We start from the raw sequence: 25,057 nt of genomic DNA, 5'->3' as shown, positions 1-25,057 counted from the left end.
CGGGCGATTAGCTCAGTGGGAGAGCGCTTCGTTCACACCGAAGAGGTCACTGGTTCGAACCCAGTATCGCCCACCCCGGGAAGAGCCGGTCCGTCAGCACCACCGACGGACCGGCTCTCGCGTTCCCGCCACCTCAGGCGGCGGCGGGCAGCACCGGCCGCAACGGCCACGCGGGATCGACCGGTTGCGGGGAGCCGCCGCCCGTGTCGAACCACGCCTGGGGGCCCCGGGCCTGCGCCGCGTGCCACTCCTCCTGCAAGGCGTGCAGCTCCGGCGGACTCAGCTGCTCCAGCCGGCCCGCGTACCGGTGGCCCAGCGCGCGCACCAGCTCCAGCGCCGCCGCCGCGTCGGCCGCGGCGTCGTGCGCGCTCTCCAGCTCCACCCCGTACAGCGCGCACAGATCGCCCAGGGCGCGGGGCCCCTCGCGGTGGCGGTCCAGATGCCTGTCCAGGACCCGCGGGTCCAGCACACACAGCGGGGTGTCGCCCAGATACCCGGCGAGCGACGACGCCCGGTGCCGCCTGAGCTCACGGTCCAGCAGCGTCAGGCCGAACGGCGCGTCCGTCACCACGACCGGCCGGCGCGTCACGCACTGCTCGGCCAGCGCCCGGCCCAGCTCCTCCATCACCGGCGCGGGCCACCGGCCGTTGCGCTGGAGATGGTCCTCGGTCAGCCCGTGTACCTCCGTCGCCCGGCCGGGCACCGGTATCCCCGGGCTGACCAGCCAGCGGGTGACCCGGAAGCGTCCGCCGGCGGCGTCCTGGAGGACGAGGGCGGCCGACACGATCCGGTCCTCCTCCGCGTCCGGGCCCGTCGTCTGGGTGTCCAAAGCGGCCAGTGGGCCGTCGAACCAGTGCATCATCACCGAACTCCTCGCCCCTGGGCGGCAGATGACGGCATTCCTCTCGGTTCCGTGATAGATACCCGGACGCCCCGCCCGGTACCCGTCCAGGCGGCCGCGTCCGTGCCCGAGGCGGCCGGGCACCGGCGGCCGGACCGCCCCGGCCCCGCTCCGGACCGCCCCTGGCGCGTACCGTCCGTGACCACCGGGCGGCCCCGCCGGACAACCCTTTCGCGTCCGGGGCCCGTCGCTCGGTACGATTCCCCTTGCGTCCGCGACAGGCGGCGCACCCCCTCAGTCAGGAGAGACCGGTGTCAGACGTCCGTGTGATCATCCAACGCGATTCCGAGCGGGAAGAGCACGTGGTGACGACGGGCACGACGGCCGCCGAACTCTTCCCCGGACAGCGCACCGTCGTGGCCGCCCGGGTCGACGGCGAGCTGCGGGACCTCGCGTACGCGCTCAGGGACGGCGAGGTCGTCGAGCCCGTCGAGATCACCTCCGAGGACGGCCTGGACATCCTGCGGCACTCCACCGCGCATGTGATGGCCCAGGCCGTGCAGGAGCTCTTCCCCGAGGCCAAGCTGGGCATCGGCCCGCCGGTCAAGGACGGCTTCTACTACGACTTCGACGTCGAGAAGCCGTTCACGCCCGAGGACCTCAGGGCCGTCGAGAAGAAGATGCAGGAGATCCAGAAGCGCGGCCAGCGCTTCTCCCGCCGCGTCGTCACCGACGAGGCCGCCCGCGAGGAGCTGGCCGACGAGCCGTACAAGCTGGAGCTCATCGGCATCAAGGGCTCCGCGTCCTCGGACGACGGCGCGGACGTCGAGGTGGGCGGCGGCGAGCTGACCATCTACGACAACCTCGACCCCAAGACCGGCGAGCTGTGCTGGAAGGACCTCTGCCGGGGCCCGCACCTGCCCACCACCCGCTTCATCCCCGCGTTCAAGCTGATGCGGAACGCGGCCGCGTACTGGCGGGGCAGCGAGAAGAACCCGATGCTCCAGCGCATCTACGGCACCGCCTGGCCCACCAAGGACCAGCTCAAGGCGCACCTGGAGTTCCTGGAGGAGGCCGCCAAGCGCGACCACCGCAAGCTCGGCAACGAGCTGGACCTCTTCTCCTTCCCGGACGAGATCGGCCCCGGCCTCGCCGTCTTCCACCCCAAGGGCGGCGTCGTCCGCCGGGCCATGGAGGACTACTCGCGGCGCCGCCACGAGGAGGAGGGGTACGAGTTCGTCTACAGCCCCCACGCCACCAAGGGCAAGCTCTTCGAGAAGTCCGGCCACCTGGACTGGTACGCCGACGGCATGTACCCGCCCATGCAGCTCGACGACGGGGTGGACTACTACCTCAAGCCGATGAACTGCCCGATGCACAACCTGATCTTCGACGCGCGCGGCCGCTCCTACCGTGAACTCCCGCTGCGCCTCTTCGAGTTCGGCACCGTCTACCGGTACGAGAAGTCCGGCGTCGTGCACGGCCTGACCCGCTCGCGCGGCTTCACCCAGGACGACGCGCACATCTACTGCACCCGCGAGCAGATGGCCGAGGAGCTGGACCGGACGCTCACCTTCGTCCTGAACCTCCTGCGCGACTACGGGCTGACCGACTTCTACCTGGAGCTGTCCACCAAGGACCCGGAGAAGTTCGTCGGCTCGGACGAGGCCTGGGACGAGGCCACCGAGACGCTGCGCCAGGTCGCCGAGAAGCAGGGCCTCCCGCTGGTCCCGGACCCGGGCGGCGCCGCCTTCTACGGCCCGAAGATCTCGGTGCAGTGCAAGGACGCCATCGGCCGCACCTGGCAGATGTCGACCGTGCAGCTCGACTTCAACCTGCCGGACCGCTTCGACCTGGAGTACACCGGCCCGGACGGCACCAAGCAGCGCCCAGTCATGATCCACCGCGCGCTGTTCGGCTCCATCGAGCGCTTCTTCGCGGTGCTCCTGGAGCACTACGCGGGCGCCTTCCCGGTGTGGCTGGCCCCGGTCCAGGCCGTCGGCATCCCGATCGGTGACACGCACATCCCCTACCTCCAGGAGTTCGCCGCCGAGGCGCGGAAGAAGGGCCTGCGCGTCGAGGTGGACGCCTCCTCGGACCGGATGCAGAAGAAGATCAGGAACCACCAGAAGGCCAAGGTCCCGTTCATGGTCATCGTCGGTGACGACGACATGAACGCGGGCACGGTCTCCTTCCGCCACCGCGACGGCTCGCAGGAGAACGGCATCCCCCGCGACGAGGCCATCGCCAAGCTGGTGGACCTGGTGGAGCGTCGCGTACAGGTCTGATCCGCGTCGTGCGCGGGGCCCCCGGAGAGCTACCGGCTCTCCGGGGGCCCCGTGTCGTCCTGCCGGGCGAACCTCTGGACCAGCCACGACGAGAACGACCCCGTCACCGCGCCCAGCAGCGCCAGCCCGCACGCCATCAGCGCCGCCGCGATCACCCGCCCCAGCGGCGTCACCGGCACCACGTCGCCGTACCCCACCGTGGTGAGCGTCGCGCACGCCCACCACACCGCGTCGCCGAACGTACGGATCGTGGCGCCCGGGGCGTCCCGCTCCTGCTGGTAGACGGCGAGCGACGCGGTGAAGCCCAGCACGAGCGCAGAGGTGCCCGCGTACGCCATGACCCGCCCGTACAGACTGAGCCGGGGCCGCTCCCGGTGCAGCTGGACGCGGGTGAGGAGCTGGACCACGCGCAGCGGGCGCAGCGGCGGCAGCAGGAGGACCAGGGTGTCCAGCCAGTGGACGCGGACGAAGCGCCGGCCCAGGCCGCTGAGGCGGAGCCGTACGCCGTAGTCCAGGGCGAACAGGAACCAGGTGGCGCCGACCACGGCGAGGGCGGCATCGTCCCAGGGCTCGGTGTGTGGCGGGACCAGGACGCGGACCGCGTACCCGGCGAGGTAGAGCAGGGAGGCGACGAGCAGCGGTACGTCCGTACGGTGCTCCCACCGCGTGAGCCGGCGGGGGGCGGGGACGGTCGCGCGGTCGCTCATGGCGCCAGCATCGCGGTGCGCCGCCGTGGGCGGCCCCGGCGACACGCGCGGCCTGGGCGAAGCCATATGCTGACGGGCATGACGAGTGAGCCGGAACAGCAGATCGGAGTGGGGACGCCCGACGCGTTCCAGCGCCTGTGGACGCCCCACCGGATGGCCTACATCCAGGGTGAGAACAAGCCGAGCGGTCCGGACGCCGGGGACGGCTGTCCGTTCTGTGTGATCCCGTCGAAGTCGGACGAGGACGGGCTCGTCGTCGCGCGCGGTGAGAGGGTGTACGCCGTGCTGAACCTCTACCCGTACAACGGCGGCCACCTGATGGTGGTGCCCTACCGGCACGTCGCCGACTACACGGACCTGGACGGTCAGGAGACCGTGGAGCTGGCCGACTTCACCAAGCGTGCCATGGTGGCGCTGAGGGCGGCGTCCGGGGCGCACGGCTTCAACATCGGGATGAACCAGGGCGAGTCCGCCGGTGCCGGGATCGCCGCCCATCTGCACCAGCACGTGGTGCCGCGCTGGGGCGGGGACACCAACTTCATGCCGGTGGTCGGGCACACCAAGGTGCTGCCGCAACTGCTGGGGGACACCAGGACGATGCTGGCCGGGGTGTGGCCCGTGTGACCGGCCGTCCGGCACGGTGTGCGGGGTGCCCCGGGAGGGCACCCCGTCGCGTCCGTCAGGCGTCGTAGACGTCGGCCTTCTTCGGGGCCGCCTCCTGGACCGCGCCGCTGAGGGCCATGGAGCGGCTGTTGAAGCGCTCGGTGTCCACGCCGTGCTCCTTGAGGACCTGCATCGCCGCGGAGTGCACGACCCGCAGGACCGGAGCGGCCGTCCGCATGGCGTCGTCGGCCATGAAGCGGTGCCCCCAGGGTTTGGCGGCCCAGGCGTGGCGCAGGCCGAAGGGCTCCGGAAGCACTATCTTCCCGCCGAAGTACTCCAGCAGCGGCGGATACCAGGTCAGCGGCGCGCGCAGGGCGAGCCTGACGACCTCCTCCGCCTTGACCAGGGGGAGCGAGATGCTCCGGGTCTCCCAGAACCGCACCGCCTTCTTGACCGTCTTGGTCCGGCCGGCCGGCTTGGTCAGGAAGAGCGGGTGGACCGGGCCGAGCGCGTGGCCCGTGACCTCGATGCGCAGGGTCTCGTGGAGCACGGTGACGGTGATCAGCATGGTGAGGACGAGCTGGCCCTCCCAGAGGGTGAACTGCACGCCCAGATAGTGCCGGTCGCCGCTGCCGAACTGCTGGTGGTTGCAGATCCGCTGGATCTCGTGGGGCTTGATCTGGAAGGTGGCGACGTCCTCGCCCTCGGGGCGTGAGACGGACCCGGCGTCCTCCCCGACGGGCGAGACGATCCAGTGCTTCACGGACGGTGCGGTGAAGCCGCCGGTGTTCAGCGGGCCGCGCTCCAGCAGCTTGAGCTGGTCGTGGATGGCCCGGACCACGTCCCAGCTGCGGAACTGGTGGATCTCCTTGGCCGGGTCCGCGGAGACCAGCTCCTCGGCGAGCTGCCAGCTGCCCCAGCGGGTGCCCATGCCGAGGATGCCCTTGGGCCCGGCGTAGAACACCGAGTTGGACTGCTGCTCGGCGGAGAGCTTCTCCAGGCCCTGGCGCAGGGCCTCCCGGGCCGTCTCGTTCGGGTTCTTCGGGGCCGCCTCCGGGATCTTGGCGATGACCCCGGAGCCGCTCAGCAGACCTTCCCAGCGGACCCGCATGTCCTTCGCGGACGACTCGGCGATCCGTTTGGCGAGCAGCCAGCCGAGGACCGGGGCGACGACCGCGGCACGCAGGTAGAGCGCGATGAGCCCGGTGAGCGGCATCACGACCAGGAACGCCACCGCGAGGCCGGCGACGACCAGGAGCAGGATCGTGCCGAGCGAGCGGAACGCCACGTCCTTGGACTTGTTGAAGGAGTCGCGCAGCCGGAAGACCAGCACCCACAGCAGGAAGCCGGGCAGGAAGAGCACCCCGAACAGGACCGTGACCAGGGTGAGCTTGCGGTCCCGCGCCCTGCGGAGCCCGCTCGCGGACAGGCAGTGCTCCACCACCGTCTGCGGATCCAGGCCGAAGGACTGGATGAGCGCGCCGCGGCCGCCGCCGAGCATGCGGTCCTGGACCGCTCGGCAGAAGGCCTCACCGAGATTCGGCTTGAAGTACTCGGACTTGAACAGCTTGGAGCTGCCGGCCTTCACCTCGGACTTGTGCCACTCGCTGTTGGCCTTGAGGATCTCCGTCACATCGCTGTCGCGGTACGCGGCGGAGGCCAGGGCGTTGGTCGCCACCGCCTGCCCGCCCGAACCCTGAAGCGGGATCTGCGCTCCGGGAGAGAAATCGAATCCGTCCATCGCTGCTGTCGCCCCCACTCGCCCGCACGGTCTGCTCCTGCGGCTGTTCCCAACTACCGTATGTCGCACACCCGCTGAGCTGGGGTCAACAGCGTAGCGTCCAGAACGTGCCACCGCCCGTGATTGAGGGCGCGGGGCGGGCGGGGAATGCCACCCGACTGTTGTCTTATGAGGTGTTGATCCCGTTCCATGGCGATACCGGGCGGTGGCCGGTGCGCCGAGGCGGCGCGGCGCGCGCCGGACCGGAGCGGCCCGCTCCGGGGCCCGGCCGGCGCACGGCACCGGCCGGGGACGGGGTGCCCCGCCGTGCGACGGCACGGCTCGTGACTACGATGGGCCCGCCGGTGGCCGAAGGGGCCGCACGGCCCGCCGAACCTCGGGAAGGCCATGCTGAACACGTACGCGCGTGCATTTTTTACGCGTGTCCTCACACCGTTCGCCGCTCTGCTGCTCCGGCTCGGGGTCAGCCCCGACGCCGTCACGCTCGTCGGTACGGCCGGAGTGATGGCAGGAGCGCTGGTCTTCTTCCCGATGGGGGAGTTCTTCTGGGGCACGATCGTCATCACCGTCTTCGTCTTCTCCGACCTGGTCGACGGCAACATGGCCCGGCAGGCCGGGATCTCCAGCCGGTGGGGCGCGTTCCTGGACTCGACCCTCGACCGCGTCGCGGACGGGGCGATCTTCGCGGGCTTCGCGCTCTGGTACGCGGGCCGCGGCGACGACAACGTGATGTGCGCGGTCGCGATCTTCTGCCTCGCCAGCGGCCAGGTGGTCTCGTACACCAAGGCCCGCGGTGAGTCGATCGGACTGCCGGTCGCGGTCAACGGCCTGGTGGAGCGCGCCGAGCGGCTGGTGATCTCGCTGGTGGCCGCCGGATTCGCCGGACTGCACGCCTTCGGTGTGCCCGGCATCCAGGTCCTGCTGCCCGTCGCCCTGTGGATCGTGGCGGTGGGCAGCCTGGTCACTCTGGTCCAGCGCGTGGTGACCGTGCGCCGCGAGTCCGCCGAGGCCGACGCCGCGGCGGCCGGCGGGACTGCGGAACAGGGGAGCGAGGCCGACCGGTGAGCGGCGGCGGTCTCAGGGACCGGCTGACCGACGGGCTGTACGGGCTCGGCTGGGGCGCCGTGAAGACCCTGCCCGAACCGGTCGCCCAGGCGCTCTTCCGGACCCTGGCCGACCAGGTGTGGAAGCGGCGCGGGAAGTCCGTGCTGCGGCTGGAGTCGAACCTCGCCCGGGTGGTTCCCGACGCGGACGCCGCACGCCTCGCGGAGCTGTCCAAGGCCGGGATGCGCTCGTACATGCGCTACTGGATGGAGTCCTTCCGGCTGCCGACCTGGACCCCGGAGCGGATCAGGGCCTCGATAGAGGTGGACGGCGTCCAGCGGCTCACCGACGGGCTCGACGCCGGCAAGGGCGTCGTCCTGGCCCTGCCCCACCTGGGGAACTGGGACCTGGCCGGGGCGTGGGTCACCACGGACCTGAAGGTGCCCTTCACCACGGTCGCCGAGCGGCTCAGGCCGGAGAGCCTGTACGACCGGTTCGTGGCCTACCGCGAGGGCCTCGGCATGGAGGTCCTGCCGCACAGCGGAGGGGCCGCGTTCGGCACGCTGGCCCGGCGGCTGCGCTCCGGCGGCCTGGTCTGCCTGGTCGCCGACCGCGACCTGTCCGCGTCCGGCGTCGAGGTGACCTTCTTCGGCGACACCGCCCGGATGCCGGCCGGACCCGCCCTGCTGGCCCAGCAGACCGGCGCGCTGCTGCTGCCCGTCACGCTCCGGTACGACGGCACACCCGTGATGCGGGCCCGGATCCACCCGGCGGTGCCCGTGCCCACCACGGGCACCCGGGCCGAGAAGACGTCCTCCATGACCCAGGCGCTGGCCGACGCCTTCGCCGCCGGGATCGCCGAGCACCCGCAGGACTGGCACATGCTCCAGCGGCTCTGGCTCTCCGACCTGGAACCCCGAGGGGAAGCGCCGTGAAGATCGGCATCGTCTGCCCGTACTCCTGGGACGTACCGGGCGGAGTGCAGTTCCACATCAGGGACCTGGCCGAACACCTGATCCGCCTCGGGCACGAGGTCTCCGTCCTGGCCCCGGCCGACGACGAGACCCCGCTGCCGCCGTACGTGGTGTCCGCGGGCCGGGCCGTCCCCGTCCCGTACAACGGCTCCGTCGCCCGGCTCAACTTCGGGTTCCTGTCCGCCGCGCGGGTACGGCGCTGGCTGCACGACGGCACCTTCGACGTCATCCACATCCACGAACCGACCTCGCCCTCGCTCGGCCTGCTGACCTGCTGGGCGGCGCGCGGACCGATCGTCGCCACCTTCCACACCTCCAACCCCCGTTCCCGGGCGATGATCGCCGCGTACCCGATCCTCCAGCCCGCCCTGGAGAAGATCAGCGCGCGGATCGCGGTCAGCGAGTACGCCCGACGGACCCTGGTGGAGCACCTCGGCGGGGACGCGGTGGTCATCCCCAACGGCGTGGACGTCGACTTCTTCGCACGGGCCGAACCCAAGACCGCCTGGCAGGGCGGCACACTCGGCTTCATAGGCCGTATCGACGAACCCCGTAAGGGGCTGCCCGTCCTGATGAAGGCCCTCCCCGCGATCCTCGCCGCCCGCCCGGAGACCCGGCTGCTGGTCGCGGGGAGGGGCGACGAGGAGGAGGCCGTCGCCTCCCTGCCCGAGCCCATGCGCGGACGCGTCGAGTTCCTCGGCATGGTGAGCGACGAGGACAAGGCGCGGCTGCTGCGCAGCGTGGACGTGTACGTCGCGCCGAACACCGGCGGCGAGAGCTTCGGCATCATCCTGGTCGAGGCCCTGTCGGCGGGCGCCCCCGTGCTCGCCAGCGACCTCGACGCGTTCGCCCAGGTGCTGGACCACGGCACCGCCGGGGACCTCTTCGCCAACGAGGACGCCGATGCCCTGGCCACGGCGGCGATCCGGCTGCTGGGCGACCCGGAGCGGCGGGACGGCCTGCGCGCACGCGGCAGCGCACACGTACGCCGCTTCGACTGGTCCACGGTCGGGGCGGACATCCTCGCGGTGTACGAGACGGTGACGGACGGCGCCGCCGCCGTGGACACCGACGAACGCCCGGGCCTGCGCTCCCGCTTCGGGCTGACCGCCCGGGACTGAGCCCGACCCGCCCGCCGGGCGGACCGGCCCGGCACCAGGGGCGTGTGCCCGGCGGGCCGGGCGGGGGGCCGGCGACGGTAGCCTTGCCGCCCGTGATCGAAACCCTCATCTGGATCGCCGTCGCCCTCCTCGCGGCCGGCCTGTACCTCAGCTGGACCGCCGGCCGGCTCGACCGGCTCCACGCCCGCATCGACGCGGCGCGCGCGGCCCTGGACGCCCAACTGCTGCGCCGCGCCTCGGTCACCCAGGAGATCGCCACCTCGGGCGTCCTGGACCCCGCGGCGTCGATCGTCCTGTACGAGGCGGCGCACGCGGCCCGGCAGGCCGAGGAGGAGCGGCGCGAGGTCGCCGAGAGCGAACTGAGCACCGCGCTGCGGGCCGTCTTCGGCGAGCCCGCCCAGGTCGAGGCGGTGAAGGAGTACCCCGGCGGGGAGGACGCGGCGGGCGAACTGGCCGCCGCCGTACGCCGCGTACCGATGGCCCGGCGCTTCCACAACGACGCCGTGCGGGCCGCCCGCGCGCTGCGCCGGCACCGCACGGTACGGCTGTTCCGGCTCGCCGGGCACGCGCCGTTCCCGCTGGCGTTCGAGATGGACGACGAGCCGCCGGTGGCCCTGGCGGACCGGCCCGTCAGCTGAGGGGACCGTCCAGGAAGCGGACAGCGGCGCCCCGAACGATCCACCGGCTCCTCATTGGCCCTTGCCGTGGACCGGTCCCGGGGCGTTTGCTCGGGGTTGCACCGTCCCACGTCTTTCACCCCAGTGAGGTCCTCGTGTCCACGCTTCCCAGCACCCCGCAGTCCACCGGCGCCCCGGCCACCGGCACCGCCCGCGTCAAGCGCGGCATGGCCGAGCAGTTGAAGGGCGGCGTGATCATGGACGTCGTCGACGCCGAGCAGGCGAGGATCGCCGAGGACGCGGGCGCCGTGGCCGTCATGGCCCTGGAGCGGGTGCCCGCCGACATCCGCAAGGACGGCGGGGTCGCCCGGATGTCCGACCCGAACATGATCGAGGAGATCATCGGGGCCGTCTCCATCCCGGTCATGGCCAAGTCCCGCATCGGCCACTTCGTCGAGGCCCAGGTCCTCCAGGCCCTCGGCGTCGACTACATCGACGAGTCCGAGGTGCTCACCCCGGCCGACGAGGTCAACCACAGCGACAAGTTCGCCTTCACCACCCCCTTCGTCTGCGGCGCCACCAACCTGGGCGAGGCCCTGCGCCGCGTCGCCGAGGGCGCTGCGATGATCCGCTCCAAGGGCGAGGCCGGCACCGGGAACGTCGTCGAGGCCGTCCGCCACCTGCGCCAGATCAAGAACGAGATCGCCCGTCTGCGCGGCTTCGACACCAACGAGCTGTACGCCGCCGCCAAGGACCTCCGCGCCCCCTACGAACTGGTCAAGGAGGTCTCCGAGCTCGGCAGGCTGCCCGTCGTCCTGTTCTCGGCCGGCGGCGTCGCGACCCCGGCCGACGCGGCGCTGATGCGCCAGCTCGGCGCCGAGGGCGTCTTCGTGGGGTCCGGCATCTTCAAGTCCGGCGACCCCGCCAAGCGCGCCGCGGCCATTGTCAGGGCCACCACCTTCTACGACGACCCGAAGGTGATCGCGGACGCCTCCCGCAACCTCGGCGAGGCCATGGTCGGCATCAACTGCGACACGCTGCCCGAGGGCGAGCGCTACGCCAACCGCGGCTGGTAGGCCCACGATGACCGGCAGCCCCGTCGTCGGCGTCCTGGCCCTCCAGGGCGACGTACGGGAACACCTGACCGCCCTGGCCTCGGCGGGCGCCGTGGCCAGGCCGGTCCGGCGGCCCGGGGAACTCGCCGAGGTGGACGGGCTGATCCTGCCCGGCGGCGAGTCCACCACGATGTCCAAGCTGGCCGTCCTCTTCGGCCTGCTGGAACCGCTGCGCGAGCGGGTCGCCGCGGGGATGCCGGTCTACGGCACCTGTGCCGGGATGATCCTGCTCGCCGACGAGATCCTCGACCCCCGCTCGGGGCAGGAGACCGTCGGCGGCATCGACATGGTCGTGCGCCGCAACGCCTTCGGCCGCCAGAACGAGTCCTTCGAGGCCGCCGTGGACGTCGCGGCGGTGCCCGGCGGCCCGGTGGAGGGCCTCTTCATCCGGGCCCCCTGGGTGGAGTCGGTGGGTACCCGCGCCGAGGTCCTCGCCGAGTACGACGGCCACGTCGTCGCCGTCCGCCAGCAGAACGCCCTGGCGACCTCCTTCCACCCGGAGCTGACCGGGGACCACCGCCTGCACGCGCTCTTCGCCGACATGGTGCGCGCCGTGAACTGACTCGATCCCGGTAGGATCTCTCGGGTTCGGATCGATTTTGGTGACGCGAAGGAGAAGGCAGATGTCCGGCCACTCTAAATGGGCTACGACGAAGCACAAGAAGGCCGTGATCGATGCCAAGCGCGGCAAGCTCTTCGCGAAGCTGATCAAGAACATCGAGGTCGCGGCCCGTACCGGCGGTGTGGACCTCGACGGGAACCCGACCCTCGTCGACGCCGTCCAGAAGGCGAAGAAGAGCTCCGTCCCGAACAAGAACATCGACTCCGCGGTCAAGCGCGGAGGCGGTCTTGAGGCGGGCGGCGTCGATTACCAGACGATCATGTACGAGGGGTACGGCCCCAACGGCGTCGCGGTGCTCATCGAGTGCCTCACCGACAACCGCAACCGCGCCGCGTCCGACGTACGCGTCGCCATGACCCGCAACGGCGGCTCCATGGCCGACCCGGGCTCGGTCTCGTACCTGTTCAACCGCAAGGGCGTCGTCATCGTCCCCAAGGGCGAGCTGGGCGAGGACGACGTCCTCGACGCGGTCCTCGAAGCGGGCGCCGAGGAGGTCAACGACCTCGGTGACACCTTCGAGGTCGTCAGCGAGGCCACCGACATGGTCGCGGTCCGCACCGCGCTCCAGGCGGCCGGCATCGACTACGACTCGGCCGAGGCCAACTTCCTGCCCACCATGCAGGTGGACCTCGACGAGGAGGGGGCGCGGAAGATCTTCAAGCTGATCGACGCGCTGGAGGACAGCGACGACGTGCAGAACGTCTTCGCCAACTTCGACGTCTCCGACGAGGTCATGGAGAAGGTCGACGCCTGAGGGCACGGACGGCACGGCACCGGTTCCGGGCGGGCCGGCGGGGACACACCCCGTCGGCCCGTCGCATTGTCCGAGCGAGCCGATAGCCTGCCTGAACAGGTGACCGAACGGTACGGGCAGCGAGACGAGGGGGGGCGCCATGCGGGTGCTCGGCGTGGACCCGGGGCTGACCCGGTGCGGTGTGGGGGTCGTCGAGGGGGTCGCGGGCCGCCCGCTGACCATGGTCGGCGTCGGGGTGGTGCGCACACCCGCCGACGCGGAGCTCGGCCGCCGGCTGGTCGAGATCGAGCGCGGCATCGAGCGGTGGCTCGACGAGTACCGGCCCGAACGCCTCGCGGTGGAGCGGGTGTTCAGCCAGCACAATGTCCGCACCGTGATGGGCACCGCCCAGGCCAGCGCGGTCGCCATGCTCTGCGCCGCCCGCCGCGGCATACCGGTCGCCCTGCACACCCCCAGCGAGGTCAAGGCCGCCGTCACCGGCTCAGGACGCGCCGACAAGGCCCAGGTCGGGGCCATGGTGACCCGGCTGCTCCGGCTCGACGCCCCACCGAAGCCGGCCGACGCCGCCGACGCCCTCGCCCTCGCCATCTGCCACATCTGGCGCGCGCCCGCGCAGAACCGGCTCCAGCAGGCCGTCGCCGCCCACCGCACGCTGAAAGGCCGCACCGCATGATCGCCTTCGTCTCCGGCCCGGTGGCCGCCCTCGCCCCCGCCACGGCCGTGATCGAGGTGGGCGGCATCGGCATGGCCGTCCAGTGCACGCCCGGCACCCTCTCCGGCCTGCGGATCGGCCAGGACGCCCGGCTCGCCACCTCCCTCGTCGTACGCGAGGACTCCCTCACCCTCTACGGCTTCGCCGACGACGACGAACGGCAGGTCTTCGAACTCCTCCAGACCGCCAGCGGCGTCGGCCCGCGGCTCGCCCAGGCCATGCTCGCCACGCACAGCCCCGACGCCCTGCGCCTCGCCGTCGCCACCGGGGACGAGAAGGCGCTCACCGCCGTGTCCGGCATCGGGAAGAAGGGCGCCCAGAAGCTCCTCCTGGAGCTCAAGGACCGGCTCGGCGAACCGGTCGGCACCCACATCGGCCGGCAGGCCGCGCCCAGCGGGCCCGACTCCTGGAGCGACCAGCTGCACGCCGCACTCGTCGGCCTCGGCTACACCCCGCGCGACGCCGAGGAAGCGGTGGCCGCCGTGACCCCGCAGGCCGAGGCCGCCACCGCCGACGGCGCGCGGCCGCCGGTGCCCCAACTGCTGCGCGCCGCGCTGCAGACCCTCAACCGCGCACGCTGACCCCCGGGGCACGACGCCCCCGTACGCCGGCCGGGACACCGCGCGGCCGGGCACCGAACACCCGAGGCGGGACACGAGATGAACTGGGACGAGACCGGGCCCCACACCGGCGGCCTGAGCGACGAGGGGCCGGCGGACCGGCTGGTCGCCGCCGGCGCCGACGGCGAGGACACCGCGGTGGAGGCCGCGCTGCGCCCCAAGGACCTGGAGGAGTTCGTCGGCCAGGAGAAGGTGCGCGCCCAGCTCGACCTGGTCCTCAAGGCCGCCCGCGCCCGCGGCGCCACCGCCGACCACGTCCTGCTCTCCGGCGCCCCCGGCCTCGGCAAGACCACCCTGTCCATGATCATCGCCGCCGAGATGAACGCGCCGATCAGGATCACCTCCGGCCCCGCCATCCAGCACGCCGGAGACCTCGCCGCCATCCTCTCCTCCCTCCAGGAGGGCGAGGTGCTCTTCCTCGACGAGATCCACCGCATGTCCCGGCCCGCCGAGGAGATGCTCTACATGGCCATGGAGGACTTCCGGGTCGACGTCATCGTCGGCAAGGGCCCCGGCGCCACCGCCATCCCGCTGGAACTGCCGCCCTTCACCCTCGTCGGCGCCACCACCCGGGCCGGACTCCTGCCGCCCCCGCTGCGCGACCGCTTCGGCTTCACCGGCCACATGGAGTTCTACGCCCCCCGCGAACTGGAACGCGTCGTGCACCGCTCGGCCGGACTCCTCGACGTGGCCATAGACACCGACGGCGCCGCGGAGATCGCCGGACGCTCCCGCGGCACCCCCCGCATCGCCAACCGGCTGCTGCGCCGCGTACGCGACTACGCCCAGGTCAGGGCCGACGGCCGGATCGACCGCGAGATCGCCGCCGCCGCCCTGAAGGTCTACGAGGTGGACGAGCGGGGCCTGGACCGGCTGGACCGCGCGGTCCTCGAAGCCCTGCTGAAGCTCTTCGGCGGCGGACCCGTCGGCCTGTCCACCCTCGCGGTCGCGGTGGGGGAGGAGCGCGAGACGGTCGAGGAGGTCGCCGAACCCTTCCTCGTACGCGAAGGCCTGCTGGCCAGGACGCCGCGCGGCCGGGTCGCCACCCCCGCCGCCTGGGGACACCTGGGACTCGTTCCGCCGCAACACACGGCAAAGGGACAACAGGGCCTCTTCGGGGCGTGATGCGTCACAGGTTTTCCACAAGGGGAACCAGGGTGTCATGCTGGGCGTTGTTCCATTGATGCGGACTCGCTTAGACTCCGCCGATGCCGCCCGTACACAGGGCCGGTGTACCCACCCCCGTAGTCCAGGCCGCATCAGCGCGGTCGTGCGAAGGAAGTACCGTCCCGTGAGTATCGTGACCCTCCTCCCCTTCATCGTGCTCATCGGGGCCATGTTCCTGATGACCCGGTCCGCCAAGAAGAAGCAGCAGGCGGCTGCGCAGATGCGCGACGACATGCAGCCCGGCACCGGCGTGCGCACGATCGGAGGCATGTACGCCACCGTCAAGGAGATCCAGACGGACACGGTCCTCCTGGAGGTCGCGCCGGGCGTCCACGCCGTCTACGCCAAGAACGCCATCGGCGCCGTCCTGGACGACGCGGAGTACAACCGCATCGTCCACGGTGACGACGACCTGGACGTCGAGGGCACGGTCGTGCCGGACGACGCCTCCTCCCTCACCGAGGGCCACGCGGCCGAGGACGACGCGAAGATCGACCTGGACAAGAAGGCCGAGAGCGACGCCGCCCCGAAGGAGGCCGGAGCCGAGGAGGCCAAGGCCGACGGCGAGGGCGACGCCAAGTAGTTCCACGATCCAGGGACGCCGGGCACCCCTGGGTGTCCGGCGTCCCGCGGGCCGTGGGGTCTTCTGCGGGGCGGGGTCCCCACAACACTTCATGGCCGCTCGGGCGCGTACCCGGCGCGCGGCGGTTGGACAGGGAGAAACGAGAAGGTGCCAGCACCGAAGAAGGGCAAAGGGCGCGCCGGCGGCCAGAGCAGGCCGGGGCGCGCCCTGGCCCTGATCCTGATCGCCATGGTCGCGCTCACCGGCGGGATGTTCTTGTCGGGCAACACCAAGCCCCGGCTTGGTATCGACCTGGCGGGCGGGACCTCGATCACGCTCCAGGCCAAGAACCAGCCCGGCAAGCCGAACGCCATCAACAAGACCAACATGGACACCGCGGTCAGCATCATCGAACGCCGTGTCAATGGTCTCGGCGTTTCCGAGGCGGAGGTTCAGACCCAGGGCGATCGCAACATCATCGTCAACATTCCCAAGGGGACGGACTCCAAACAGGCCCAGGAACAGGTCGGCACGACGGCCCAGCTCTACTTCCGCCCCGTCCTGACGGTCACGGACGGCGGAGCCACGCCCACCGGGACCGAGAGCCCTTCCGCCACGGGTTCCGAGGAGCCGGACGCCACGCCCAGCGCGAAGGCGAGCTCCGACGGGACGGCCTCCGACTCCGGGTCCACGCCCTCGGCGAGCGCCACCACCCAGGGACGCGCGGTCACCGGTGCGTTGAAAGAGGACGGCACCCCGACCCCGGGCGCCTCCGACGGCGCCGCGGCCTCCGAGACGCCCGACCCCGCCACCGCGGCGCTGGAGAAGAAGTTCACGGAGCTCGACTGCTCCAACCCCTCCGCCCGCGCCAAGGCCGGTGAGGGCGTCGCGCCCGAGGACCCCACGGTTGCGTGCAGCTCCGAGGGCGACGCCAAGTACATCCTCGGCCCGGCCGAGGTCTCCGGCACGGACGTCGACGACGCGAAGGCCCAGTTCGACCAGCAGCGCGGCATCTGGCTCGTCTCCATGGACTTCACCGACAAGGGCTCCAAGAAGTTCCAGGCGATCACCAAGAAGCTGTCCGCGCAGCAGTCCCCGCAGAACCAGTTCGCGATCTCCCTCGACGGCGAGGTCGTCTCCGCCCCGCAGGTGAACTCGACCCTCACCGGCAGCGCCGAGATCTCCGGCAGCTTCAGCCAGCAGTCCGCCGAGGACCTGGCCAACGTGCTCTCCTACGGCGCGCTCCCGCTCTCCTTCCAGGAGCAGAGCGTCACCACCGTCAGCGCCGCGCTCGGCGGCGACCAGCTGCGGGCCGGTCTGATCGCCGGCGCCATCGGCCTGGCCCTCGTGGTGATCTACCTGGTGGCCTACTACCGCGGCCTGGCGTTCATCGCGCTCCTCAGCCTCGGCGTCTCCGGTGTGCTGTCCTACACGATCATGGCGCTGCTCGGCCCGGCCATCGGCTTCGCCCTGAACCTGCCCGCGGTCTGCGGTGCGATCGTGGCGATCGGTATCACCGCGGACTCCTTCATCGTGTACTTCGAGCGCGTACGGGACGAGATCCGCGAGGGCCGCACGCTGCGTCCCGCGATCGAGCGGGGCTGGCCGCGTGCCCGCCGCACCATCCTGGTCTCCGACTTCGTGTCGTTCCTCGCCGCCGCGGTGCTCTTCCTGGTCACCGTCGGCAAGGTCCAGGGATTCGCGTTCACGCTCGGCCTGACCACGCTGCTCGACGTCGTCGTGGTGTTCTTCTTCACCAAGCCCGTCCTGACGATGATGGGCGGCACGAAGTTCTTCTCCAGCGGTCATCCCTGGTCCGGTCTGGATCCCAAGCGGCTCGGCGCCAAGCCGCCGCTGCGCCGCTCGCGCCGTGTCAACGCCCCCATCGACCACCCGAAGGAGGCGTGAGATGTCGCGACTCGGCAATCTCGGCGCCCGGCTCTACCGCGGCGAGGTCGGCTACGACTTCATCGGCAACCGCATGATCTGGTACGGCGTCTCGGTCCTGATCACCATCACGGCCATCGTCGGCCTGGCGGTCAGCGGGCTCAACATGGGCATCGAGTTCAAGGGCGGCGCGGTCTTCACGACCGACGAGAAGCCCAAGATCTCCGTCTCCCAGGCCCACGAGAGCGCCGTCGAGGCCTCCGGGCACGAGGCCATCGTCCAGGGGCTGGGCGACGGCAACATGCGCATCCAGATCACCGAGGTCGACACCGCCACGGCCAACGCGGTCAAGACGCAGCTCTCCGAGGACCTGGGTATCCCCGAGTCCAAGATCAACGCGGACCTGGTCGGCCCCAGCTGGGGTGAGCAGATCGCCAACAAGGCCTGGACCGGCCTCGGCATCTTCATGGTCCTCGTCGTGGTCTACCTGGCCATCGCCTTCGAGTGGCGCATGGCCATCGCGGCCCTGGTCGCGCTGATCCACGACATCACCATCACGGTCGGCGTCTACGCCCTGGTCGGCTTCGAGGTCACCCCGGGCACCGTGATCGGTCTGCTGACCATCCTCGGTTACTCCCTGTACGACACGGTCGTGGTCTTCGACAGTCTCAAGGAGAGCACCGTCGGGATCACCCGGCAGACCCGCTGGACCTACAGCGAGATCGCCAACCGGTCCATCAACGGCACGCTGGTGCGTTCCATCAACACCACCGTCGTGGCGCTGCTGCCGGTCGCCGGTCTGCTGTTCATCGGCGGCGGCGTGCTCGGCGCGGGCATGCTGAACGACATCTCGCTGTCGCTCTTCGTCGGCCTCGCCGCCGGCGCGTACTCCTCGATCTTCATCGCCACCCCGCTCGTCGCCGACCTCAAGGAACGCGACCCGCAGATGAAGGCGCTGAAGAAGCGGATCCTCGCCAAGCGGGCCGCCGCGGCGGCCAAGGGCGAGGACGGCGAGGACGACGACCGTGACGACGAGCGGGAGCTCGGCGCCGGGACCCCGGAGACCGCCGGTGCCGTCGTCGGCCAGCGTGAGCGGCCCCGGGGCCAGGGCCGGACGCCGGGGAACCGGCGATGACCGGCGCCACCGCCACCGAGGCCGTCCGGGAGCTCCTGCTCGCCCGGATCCGCGACGTACCGGACTACCCGAAGCCGGGGGTGGTGTTCAAGGACATCACCCCGCTGCTCGCGGACCCGGTCGCCTTCACCGCGCTCACCGGCCTCTTCGCGGACCAGTGCGTCCGGTACGGCGCGACGAAGGTCGTCGGGCTGGAGGCCCGCGGCTTCATCCTGGCGGCTCCCGTCGCCGTGCGCGCGGGGCTCGGCTTCGTACCCGTCCGCAAGGCCGGAAAGCTGCCCGGGGCGACCCTCGGGCAGGCGTACGAGCTGGAGTACGGCACCGCCGAGGTCGAGATCCACGCCGAGGACCTGTCCGCCGACGACCGGGTCATGGTCATCGACGACGTCCTCGCCACCGGCGGCACCGCACAGGCCTCGCTGGAGCTGATCCGCCGGGCCGGTGCCCAGGTCGCGGGGGTGTCGGTCCTCATGGAGCTCGGCTTCCTGGCCGGCCGTGCCCGGCTGGAGACCGCGCTGGCGGGCGCCCCGCTGGAGTCGGTGATCACGCTCTGATCCGCCCCGGGCGCCCCGGCCGGGCGCGCAGGGCGGTGTAAGGCGCCACAGGACGGGCACCCGGGAACACCCGGGTGCCCGTTCCGCGTTGTCAGGAGATCCACTCCGTCCCCGGGAGAGGCCCGAGCGGGGGGTCGATACCATGGGCCTTCCGGGGAGCCCGGATCCGCACGAGGAGCGCTCTTGCCAGACGAGGCCCGTCCAGTCACCGCCGCGCAGCCCGACCGGCCCGCGGTGGCTCCCGCCACGCCCGGGAAGGGGCGGCCCGGCCCGGTGGGCGAGTCCCGCGCGCACGAGTCCGCGGACGGCGAGGCCCAGGCCTCCCCGGCGGCGGTACCCCCGAAGGACACCACCCCCGAGGCCGACGCGCAGGGCGACACCGCCCCGCGGGACGCCACCGCCGGTCCCAAGCCCCCGGCCCCCGCCCCGGCGGTCCAGCCGCCCGCGCCCACCGGCCAGCCGCCCGTACCGCCGGCCGCGCCGAAGTCCCCCGCGGCCAAGCCCCCGGCCCCGGCCCCCGCTCCGGCCGTGCGCTCCGGCGGTTCCTCCAGCCGTGTCCGGGCCCGCCTCGCCCGTCTGGGCGTACAGCGCTCCAGTCCGTACAACCCGGTGCTGGAGCCGCTGCTGCGCACGGTGCGTGGCAACGACCCGAAGATCGAGAACTCCACCCTGCGGCAGATCGAGCGCGCCTACCAGGTCGCCGAGCGCTGGCACCGGGGACAGAAGCGCAAGAGCGGCGACCCGTACATCACGCACCCGCTCGCCGTCACCACGATCCTCGCCGAGCTGGGCATGGACCCGGCGACGCTGATGGCCGGGCTGCTGCACGACACGGTCGAGGACACCGAGTACGGCCTGGACACCCTGCGCAAGGACTTCGGGGACCAGGTCGCGCTGCTGGTCGACGGCGTCACCAAGCTCGACAAGGTGAAGTTCGGCGAGGCCGCCCAGGCCGAGACCGTCCGCAAGATGGTCGTCGCCATGGCCAAGGACCCCCGGGTCCTGGTCATCAAGCTCGCCGACCGGCTGCACAACATGCGCACCATGCGCTACCTCAAGCGGGAGAAGCAGGAGAAGAAGGCCCGCGAGACCCTGGAGATCTACGCGCCGCTCGCCCACCGCCTGGGCATGAACACCATCAAATGGGAGCTGGAGGACCTCGCCTTCGCGATCCTCTACCCGAAGATGTACGACGAGATCGTCCGCCTCGTCGCCGAGCGCGCGCCCAAGCGCGACGAGTACCTCGCCATAGTGACCGACGAGGTGCAGTCCGACCTGCGCGCCGCCCGCATCAAGGCCACCGTCACCGGCCGGCCCAAGCACTACTACAGCGTCTACCAGAAGATGATCGTGCGGGGCCGGGACTTCGCCGAGATCTACGACCTGGTGGGCATCCGCGTCCTCGTCGACACCGTCCGCGACTGCTACGCGGCGCTCGGCACCGTCCACGCCCGGTGGAACCCGGTGCCGGGACGGTTCAAGGACTACATCGCGATGCCCAAGTTCAACATGTACCAGTCGCTGCACACCACGGTGATCGGTCCCAGCGGCAAGCCCGTCGAGCTCCAGATCCGTACCTTCGACATGCACCGCCGCGCCGAGTACGGCATCGCCGCGCACTGGAAGTACAAGCAGGAGGCCGTCGCGGGCGCCTCCAAGGTGCGCACCGACGTCCCCAAGAACACCGGGGGCGGCCGGGGCCAGGACACCGTCAACGACATGGCGTGGCTGCGCCAGCTCCTGGACTGGCAGAAGGAGACCGAGGACCCCAGCGAGTTCCTGGAGTCCCTGCGCTTCGACCTCTCGCGCAACGAGGTCTTCGTCTTCACGCCGAAGGGCGACGTGATAGCGCTGCCCGCCGGCGCGACACCGGTCGACTTCGCCTACGCCGTGCACACCGAGGTCGGCCACCGGACCATAGGCGCCCGGGTCAACGGACGCCTCGTGCCGCTGGAGTCCACGCTCGACAACGGCGACCTGGTGGAGGTCTTCACCTCCAAGGCGGCCGGTGCCGGGCCCTCCCGCGACTGGCTCCAGTTCGTCAAGTCGCCCAGGGCGCGCAACAAGATCCGGGCCTGGTTCTCCAAGGAGCGCCGCGACGAGGCGATCGAGCAGGGCAAGGACGCCATCGCGCGGGCCATGCGCAAGCAGAACCTGCCGATCCAGCGCATCCTCACCGGCGACTCCCTGGTCACCCTGGCCCACGAGATGCGCTACCCCGACATCTCCTCGCTGTACGCGGCGATCGGCGAGGGCCATGTCGCGGCGGCCGGGGTCGTCCAGAAGCTCGTCCAGGCGCTCGGCGGCGAGGACGCGGCCAACGAGGACCTGGCGGAGAGCTCGCCGCCCTCGCACGGCCGCACCAAGCGCCGCGCCAAGGCGGACCCGGGCGTCGTCGTCAAGGGCGTCGAGGACGTCTGGGTCAAACTGGCCCGCTGCTGCACGCCCGTCCCCGGCGACCCGATCATCGGCTTCGTCACCCGTGGCAGCGGCGTCTCCGTGCACCGGGCGGACTGCGTCAACGTCGACTCGCTCTCGCAGCAGCCCGAGCGGATCCTCGACGTGGAGTGGGCGCCCACCCAGTCCTCGGTCTTCCTCGTCGCCATCCAGGTCGAGGCGCTGGACCGCTCCCGCCTGCTCTCCGACGTCACCCGGGTGCTGTCCGACCAGCACGTGAACATCCTCTCGGCGGCCGTGCAGACGTCCCGCGACCGGGTGGCCACCTCGCGCTTCACCTTCGAGATGGGCGACCCGAAGCACCTGGGCCACGTACTGAAGGCCGTACGGGGCGTGGAGGGCGTCTACGACGTCTACCGGGTGACCTCGGCACGGCGCCCGTAGTCCCGCACGGCGCCGGCGGGGAAGACGCCCCGCCCGGCGGACGGACACACGGAAGGGGCCCCGGTACGTGACACGTACCGGGGCCCCTTCCGTATGCCGGAGCCCGGCTCAGCCGCCGAACTCCTCCAGACCCTTCAACGCCTGGTCCAGCAGCGCCTGCCGGCCCTCCAGCTCGCGCGACAGCTTGTCCGCGCGGGAGTTGTTGCCCGACGCCCGCGCGGTGTCGATCTGGGTGCGCAGCTTGTCGACGGCCGCCTGGAGCTGACCGGTCAGACCCTCGGCACGCGCCCGCGCCTCCGGGTTCGTCCGGCGCCACTCGGTCTCCTCGGCCTCCTTCAGCGCCCGCTCCACCGCGTGCAGCCGGCCCTCGACCTTCCCCCGGGCGTCACGCGGCACGTGGCCGATGGCCTCCCAGCGTTCGTTGACGGAACGGAACGCGGCACGGGCCGCCTTCAGATCCGTCACCGGCACCAGCGTCTCGGCCTCGGCGGCGAGTTCCTCCTTCAGCTTGAGGTTCTCGCCCTGCTCGGCGTCCCGCTCCGCGAACACACCGCCGCGCGCCGCGAAGAACACGTCCTGCGCCCCGCGGAAACGGTTCCACAGGTCGTCCTCCGCCTCACGCTGGGCGCGGCCCGCCGCCTTCCACTCGGTCATCAGGTCGCGGTAACGCGCCGCCGTCGCCCCCCAGTCCGTCGATCCGGACAGCGACTCGGCCTCGGCGACCAGCTTCTCCTTGGCCTTGCGGGCCTCCTCGCGCTGGGCGTCCAGCGAGGCGAAGTGCGCCTTGCGGCGCTTGGAGAAGGCGGACCGGGCGTGCGAGAAGCGGTGCCACAGCTCGTCGTCCGACTTGCGGTCCAGCCGGGGCAGGCCCTTCCACGTGTCCACCAGCGCCCGCAGCCGCTCACCGGCGGAACGCCACTGCTCGCTCCGCGCCAGCTCCTCCGCCTCGACGACGAGCGCCTCCTTGGCCCGCCGGGACTCGTCGGTCTGCTTCGCCTTCTGGGCCTTGCGCTCCTCGCGCCGCGCCTCGACCGTCGCGACGAGCGCGTCCAGCCGGACGCGGAGCGCGGCGAGATCACCGACGGCATGGTGCTCGTCGACCTGCTGACGCAGATGATCGATCGCGGCCGTCGCGTCCTTCGCCGCCAGGTCGGTGGTCTTCACCCGACGTTCGAGGAGGCCGATCTCGACCACCAAGCCCTCGTACTTGCGCTCGAAGTAGGCCAGTGCCTCCTCGGGGGAACCGGCCTGCCACGATCCGACGACCTGCTCGCCGTCGGCCGTACGCACGTACACGGTGCCTGTCTCGTCGACACGGCCCCACGGGTCGCTGCTCACAGCGCCTCCTCCACCTGATGCCCGCGAGGGGGTTCGCCCCCCTGGCATCGTCCACAGTTTCCTGGGGCGGGCAGCGCCCGCCCTGCACAACGCCAATCTAGGCGACCGGCCGCCCGGCTGTCCGCACTCAGCGCGGCCGAAATTATCCGGCCCGCGCGGGGCCGTGCCGGGCGGACCGGCGCCGGGGGTCAGGACGTGGCGACGGCGAGCTTCTCGACCGTGACCGCCTTCTTCGGCGCACCGTCGGGGGCGCCGCCCTCGGCTCCCGCCTCGGCGATCTTCTTGACGGTCTTCAGCCCTTCCTTGTCCATCGTCCCGAACGGCGTGTAGGTGGGCGGCAGTTGGGTGTCCTTGTACACCAGGAAGAACTGGCTTCCGCCGCTGCCCGGCTGGCCCGTGTTCGCCATCGCGACCGAGCCCGCCGGGTAGGTCACCGCGCCGTCGTCGCCCGCCTTGCCCAGCGCGGTGAGGTTCTCGTCCGGGATCGTGTAGCCCGGACCGCCCTGGCCGTTGCCCTCGGGGTCGCCGCACTGGAGCACGAAGATGCCCTCCGTGGTCAGCCGGTGACACTTCGTGCCGTCGAAGAAGCCCTTGTCCGCGAGGGACTTGAAGGAGTTGACGGTGTGCGGGGTCTTCGCCGCCTCCATCGCGATGCCGATGTCACCCTGGCTCGTCTTCATCGACATCGTGTACGTGGCCTTCTTGTCGATGCTCATCGCCGGCTCGGGCGCGCTGCTCTCGGTCTCCTCCGGGCTCTCGCTCGGGCTCGCCGCCGCCTTCGCCTTGTCCTTGGAGTCGCCGTCGTCGTCGAGCGAGAGGTACGCGCCCACGCCGATGACCGCGACCACGGCCACCGAGGACGCGATGATCGCGGTCAGGCGCCGCGTCCGCCGGCGTGCCTCCTCCCGGCGCTGCTGCTGCCGCTCGAACTTCTCCCGGGCGAGCTGCCGCCGCCGCTGATCGCTGCTGACCACCGGTTGATCTCCTTGTACGTCGTGTGAACGGGCCTGGATTGCCCCGTACGGTATATGGGTTAGCTGTGGAATGAGGAGCGCCGGTAGGCTCTGTGTCTGCCGCATCCCTCTCCGCGGCCCGTTCCCGTCGGACGAACACTAAGGACGAACGTGCTGATTGCCGGGTTCCCCGCCGGGGCCTGGGGGACCAACTGCTACCTGGTCGCCCCCGCCGCCGGCGAGGAGTGCGTGATCATCGACCCGGGCCACCAGGCCGCCCAGGGAGTCGAGGACGCGTTGAAGAAGCATCGGCTCAAGCCCGTCGCCGTCGTGCTCACCCACGGCCACATCGACCATGTCGCCTCGGTCGTCCCGGTGTGCGGCGCGCACGACGTGCCCGCGTGGATCCACCCCGAGGACCGCTTCATGATGAGCGACCCGGAGAAGGCGCTCGGCCGCTCCATCGGGATGCCGCTCATGGGCGAGCTGACCGTGGGCGAGCCCGACGACGTCCGCGAGCTGGACGACGGCGCGGTGCTGGAGCTGGCGGGTCTCCGGTTCGGCGTCGCGCACGCGCCCGGCCATACGAAGGGGTCGGTGACGTATCGGATGCCCGAGGCCGCGGACGTACCGCAGATCCTCTTCTCGGGCGACCTGATCTTCGCCGGCTCCGTCGGACGCACCGACCTGCCCGGCGGCGACCACGCCGAGCTCCTCGACTCGCTGGCCCGCGTGTGCCTGCCGCTCGACGACTCGACCGTGGTGCTGTCCGGCCACGGACCCCAGACGACCATCGGCCGCGAGCGCGCCTCCAATCCGTATCTGCACGGACTGGACGCGCCCCGCCGAGGAATGTGACGA

Annotated in this window: 23 protein-coding genes and 1 tRNA gene; 19 read left to right on the top strand and 5 right to left on the bottom strand. The window is 71.4% G+C overall.

Features of this window, described 5'->3' with window-relative positions:
- Position 1 precedes the first annotated feature (1 nt).
- A tRNA-Val gene (locus tag B9S64_RS04180) sits at positions 2-73 on the top strand.
- 60 nt (positions 74-133) lie between these two features.
- On the opposite strand, the gene B9S64_RS04175 is transcribed toward B9S64_RS04180, so the two are convergent.
- Complete coding sequence (locus tag B9S64_RS04175) at positions 134-862, bottom strand: exonuclease domain-containing protein (RefSeq protein WP_103493191.1); 729 nt, start codon at positions 860-862, stop codon at positions 134-136.
- 290 nt (positions 863-1,152) lie between these two features.
- Between B9S64_RS04175 and thrS the strand changes: the two genes are divergently transcribed.
- A complete protein-coding gene (gene thrS, locus B9S64_RS04170) occupies positions 1,153-3,129 on the top strand; it encodes a threonine--tRNA ligase (RefSeq protein ID WP_103493190.1) in 1,977 nt (658 codons plus the stop codon).
- Between the two features lie 29 nt (positions 3,130-3,158).
- Here thrS and B9S64_RS04165 read toward each other — a convergent pair whose 3' ends face one another.
- Positions 3,159-3,836, bottom strand: coding sequence for a potassium channel family protein (locus B9S64_RS04165; RefSeq protein ID WP_103493189.1), 678 nt, complete (start codon positions 3,834-3,836; stop codon positions 3,159-3,161).
- A gap of 66 nt (positions 3,837-3,902) precedes the next feature.
- On the opposite strand from B9S64_RS04165, the gene B9S64_RS04160 reads away from it, so the two are divergent.
- A complete protein-coding gene (locus B9S64_RS04160; protein WP_103493188.1) occupies positions 3,903-4,460 on the top strand; it encodes an HIT domain-containing protein in 558 nt (185 codons plus the stop codon).
- Positions 4,461-4,515: 55 nt separating this feature from the next.
- Here B9S64_RS04160 and B9S64_RS04155 read toward each other — a convergent pair whose 3' ends face one another.
- On the bottom strand, positions 4,516-6,180 hold the full coding sequence (locus tag B9S64_RS04155) for a hypothetical protein (RefSeq protein WP_103493187.1): 1,665 nt from the start codon (positions 6,178-6,180) through the stop codon (positions 4,516-4,518).
- A 387-nt stretch (positions 6,181-6,567) separates the two neighbouring features.
- On the opposite strand from B9S64_RS04155, the gene pgsA reads away from it, so the two are divergent.
- The 15 genes from pgsA (at position 6,568) to B9S64_RS04080 (ending at position 21,905) form a co-directional block, all read left to right on the top strand.
- Positions 6,568-7,245 carry a phosphatidylinositol phosphate synthase gene (pgsA, locus tag B9S64_RS04150; protein ID WP_103489320.1) on the top strand — a complete coding sequence of 226 codons (678 nt, stop codon included), beginning with the start codon at positions 6,568-6,570 and terminating at the stop codon, positions 7,243-7,245.
- Complete coding sequence (locus B9S64_RS04145) at positions 7,242-8,159, top strand: phosphatidylinositol mannoside acyltransferase (RefSeq protein ID WP_103489319.1); 918 nt, start codon at positions 7,242-7,244, stop codon at positions 8,157-8,159. Before pgsA ends, B9S64_RS04145 begins: the two co-directional genes overlap by 4 nt.
- Complete coding sequence (locus B9S64_RS04140) at positions 8,156-9,319, top strand: glycosyltransferase family 4 protein (protein WP_103489318.1); 1,164 nt, start codon at positions 8,156-8,158, stop codon at positions 9,317-9,319. The genes B9S64_RS04145 and B9S64_RS04140 overlap by 4 nt, the downstream gene beginning before the upstream one ends.
- 92 nt (positions 9,320-9,411) lie before the next feature.
- Positions 9,412-9,957, top strand: coding sequence for a hypothetical protein (locus B9S64_RS04135; protein ID WP_103489317.1), 546 nt, complete (start codon positions 9,412-9,414; stop codon positions 9,955-9,957).
- Between the two features lie 134 nt (positions 9,958-10,091).
- Positions 10,092-11,012, top strand: a complete 921-nt coding sequence (gene pdxS, locus B9S64_RS04130) for a pyridoxal 5'-phosphate synthase lyase subunit PdxS (RefSeq protein WP_103489316.1) — start codon at positions 10,092-10,094, stop codon at positions 11,010-11,012.
- 7 nt (positions 11,013-11,019) lie between these two features.
- A complete protein-coding gene (gene pdxT, locus B9S64_RS04125) occupies positions 11,020-11,613 on the top strand; it encodes a pyridoxal 5'-phosphate synthase glutaminase subunit PdxT (RefSeq protein WP_103489315.1) in 594 nt (197 codons plus the stop codon).
- A 61-nt stretch (positions 11,614-11,674) separates the two neighbouring features.
- A complete protein-coding gene (locus tag B9S64_RS04120; RefSeq protein WP_028444147.1) occupies positions 11,675-12,427 on the top strand; it encodes a YebC/PmpR family DNA-binding transcriptional regulator in 753 nt (250 codons plus the stop codon).
- A 139-nt stretch (positions 12,428-12,566) separates the two neighbouring features.
- Positions 12,567-13,100 (top strand): crossover junction endodeoxyribonuclease RuvC, encoded by a 534-nt coding sequence (ruvC, locus tag B9S64_RS04115; RefSeq protein ID WP_103489314.1) that lies wholly within the window; start codon positions 12,567-12,569, stop codon positions 13,098-13,100.
- Positions 13,097-13,720: a Holliday junction branch migration protein RuvA gene (ruvA, locus tag B9S64_RS04110; protein ID WP_103489313.1), complete on the top strand. Its 624-nt coding sequence runs from the start codon at positions 13,097-13,099 to the stop codon at positions 13,718-13,720. Before ruvC ends, ruvA begins: the two co-directional genes overlap by 4 nt.
- Before the next feature lie 78 nt (positions 13,721-13,798).
- Positions 13,799-14,884: a Holliday junction branch migration DNA helicase RuvB gene (gene ruvB / locus B9S64_RS04105; protein ID WP_103489312.1), complete on the top strand. Its 1,086-nt coding sequence runs from the start codon at positions 13,799-13,801 to the stop codon at positions 14,882-14,884.
- A 166-nt stretch (positions 14,885-15,050) separates the two neighbouring features.
- Positions 15,051-15,509 (top strand): preprotein translocase subunit YajC, encoded by a 459-nt coding sequence (gene yajC / locus B9S64_RS04100; protein ID WP_103489311.1) that lies wholly within the window; start codon positions 15,051-15,053, stop codon positions 15,507-15,509.
- A gap of 147 nt (positions 15,510-15,656) precedes the next feature.
- Complete coding sequence (secD, locus tag B9S64_RS04095) at positions 15,657-17,396, top strand: protein translocase subunit SecD (protein ID WP_103489310.1); 1,740 nt, start codon at positions 15,657-15,659, stop codon at positions 17,394-17,396.
- 1 nt (position 17,397) lies between these two features.
- Complete coding sequence (gene secF, locus B9S64_RS04090) at positions 17,398-18,510, top strand: protein translocase subunit SecF (RefSeq protein ID WP_103489309.1); 1,113 nt, start codon at positions 17,398-17,400, stop codon at positions 18,508-18,510.
- Positions 18,507-19,064 (top strand): adenine phosphoribosyltransferase, encoded by a 558-nt coding sequence (locus B9S64_RS04085; RefSeq protein ID WP_103489308.1) that lies wholly within the window; start codon positions 18,507-18,509, stop codon positions 19,062-19,064. Before secF ends, B9S64_RS04085 begins: the two co-directional genes overlap by 4 nt.
- A 273-nt stretch (positions 19,065-19,337) precedes the next feature.
- The gene (locus B9S64_RS04080; protein ID WP_375153039.1) at positions 19,338-21,905 is read left to right on the top strand and encodes a RelA/SpoT family protein; all 2,568 of its coding nucleotides are present in this window, start codon (positions 19,338-19,340) and stop codon (positions 21,903-21,905) included.
- Between the two features lie 108 nt (positions 21,906-22,013).
- On the opposite strand, the gene B9S64_RS04075 is transcribed toward B9S64_RS04080, so the two are convergent.
- Complete coding sequence (locus B9S64_RS04075; protein ID WP_103488411.1) at positions 22,014-23,243, bottom strand: DUF349 domain-containing protein; 1,230 nt, start codon at positions 23,241-23,243, stop codon at positions 22,014-22,016.
- 188 nt (positions 23,244-23,431) lie between these two features.
- Complete coding sequence (locus B9S64_RS04070) at positions 23,432-24,217, bottom strand: peptidylprolyl isomerase (RefSeq protein WP_103488412.1); 786 nt, start codon at positions 24,215-24,217, stop codon at positions 23,432-23,434.
- 150 nt (positions 24,218-24,367) lie between these two features.
- On the opposite strand from B9S64_RS04070, the gene B9S64_RS04065 reads away from it, so the two are divergent.
- Positions 24,368-25,054 (top strand): MBL fold metallo-hydrolase, encoded by a 687-nt coding sequence (locus B9S64_RS04065; protein ID WP_028444158.1) that lies wholly within the window; start codon positions 24,368-24,370, stop codon positions 25,052-25,054.
- The last annotated feature ends 3 nt before the right edge of the window (positions 25,055-25,057 follow it).

The organism is Streptomyces sp. SM18 (genome assembly GCF_002910775.2).
Lineage (GTDB): Bacteria > Actinomycetota > Actinomycetes > Streptomycetales > Streptomycetaceae > Streptomyces > Streptomyces halstedii.
Note: the sequence above shows the minus strand (reverse complement) of the source record. Positions and strands in the feature narration are given on the sequence as shown.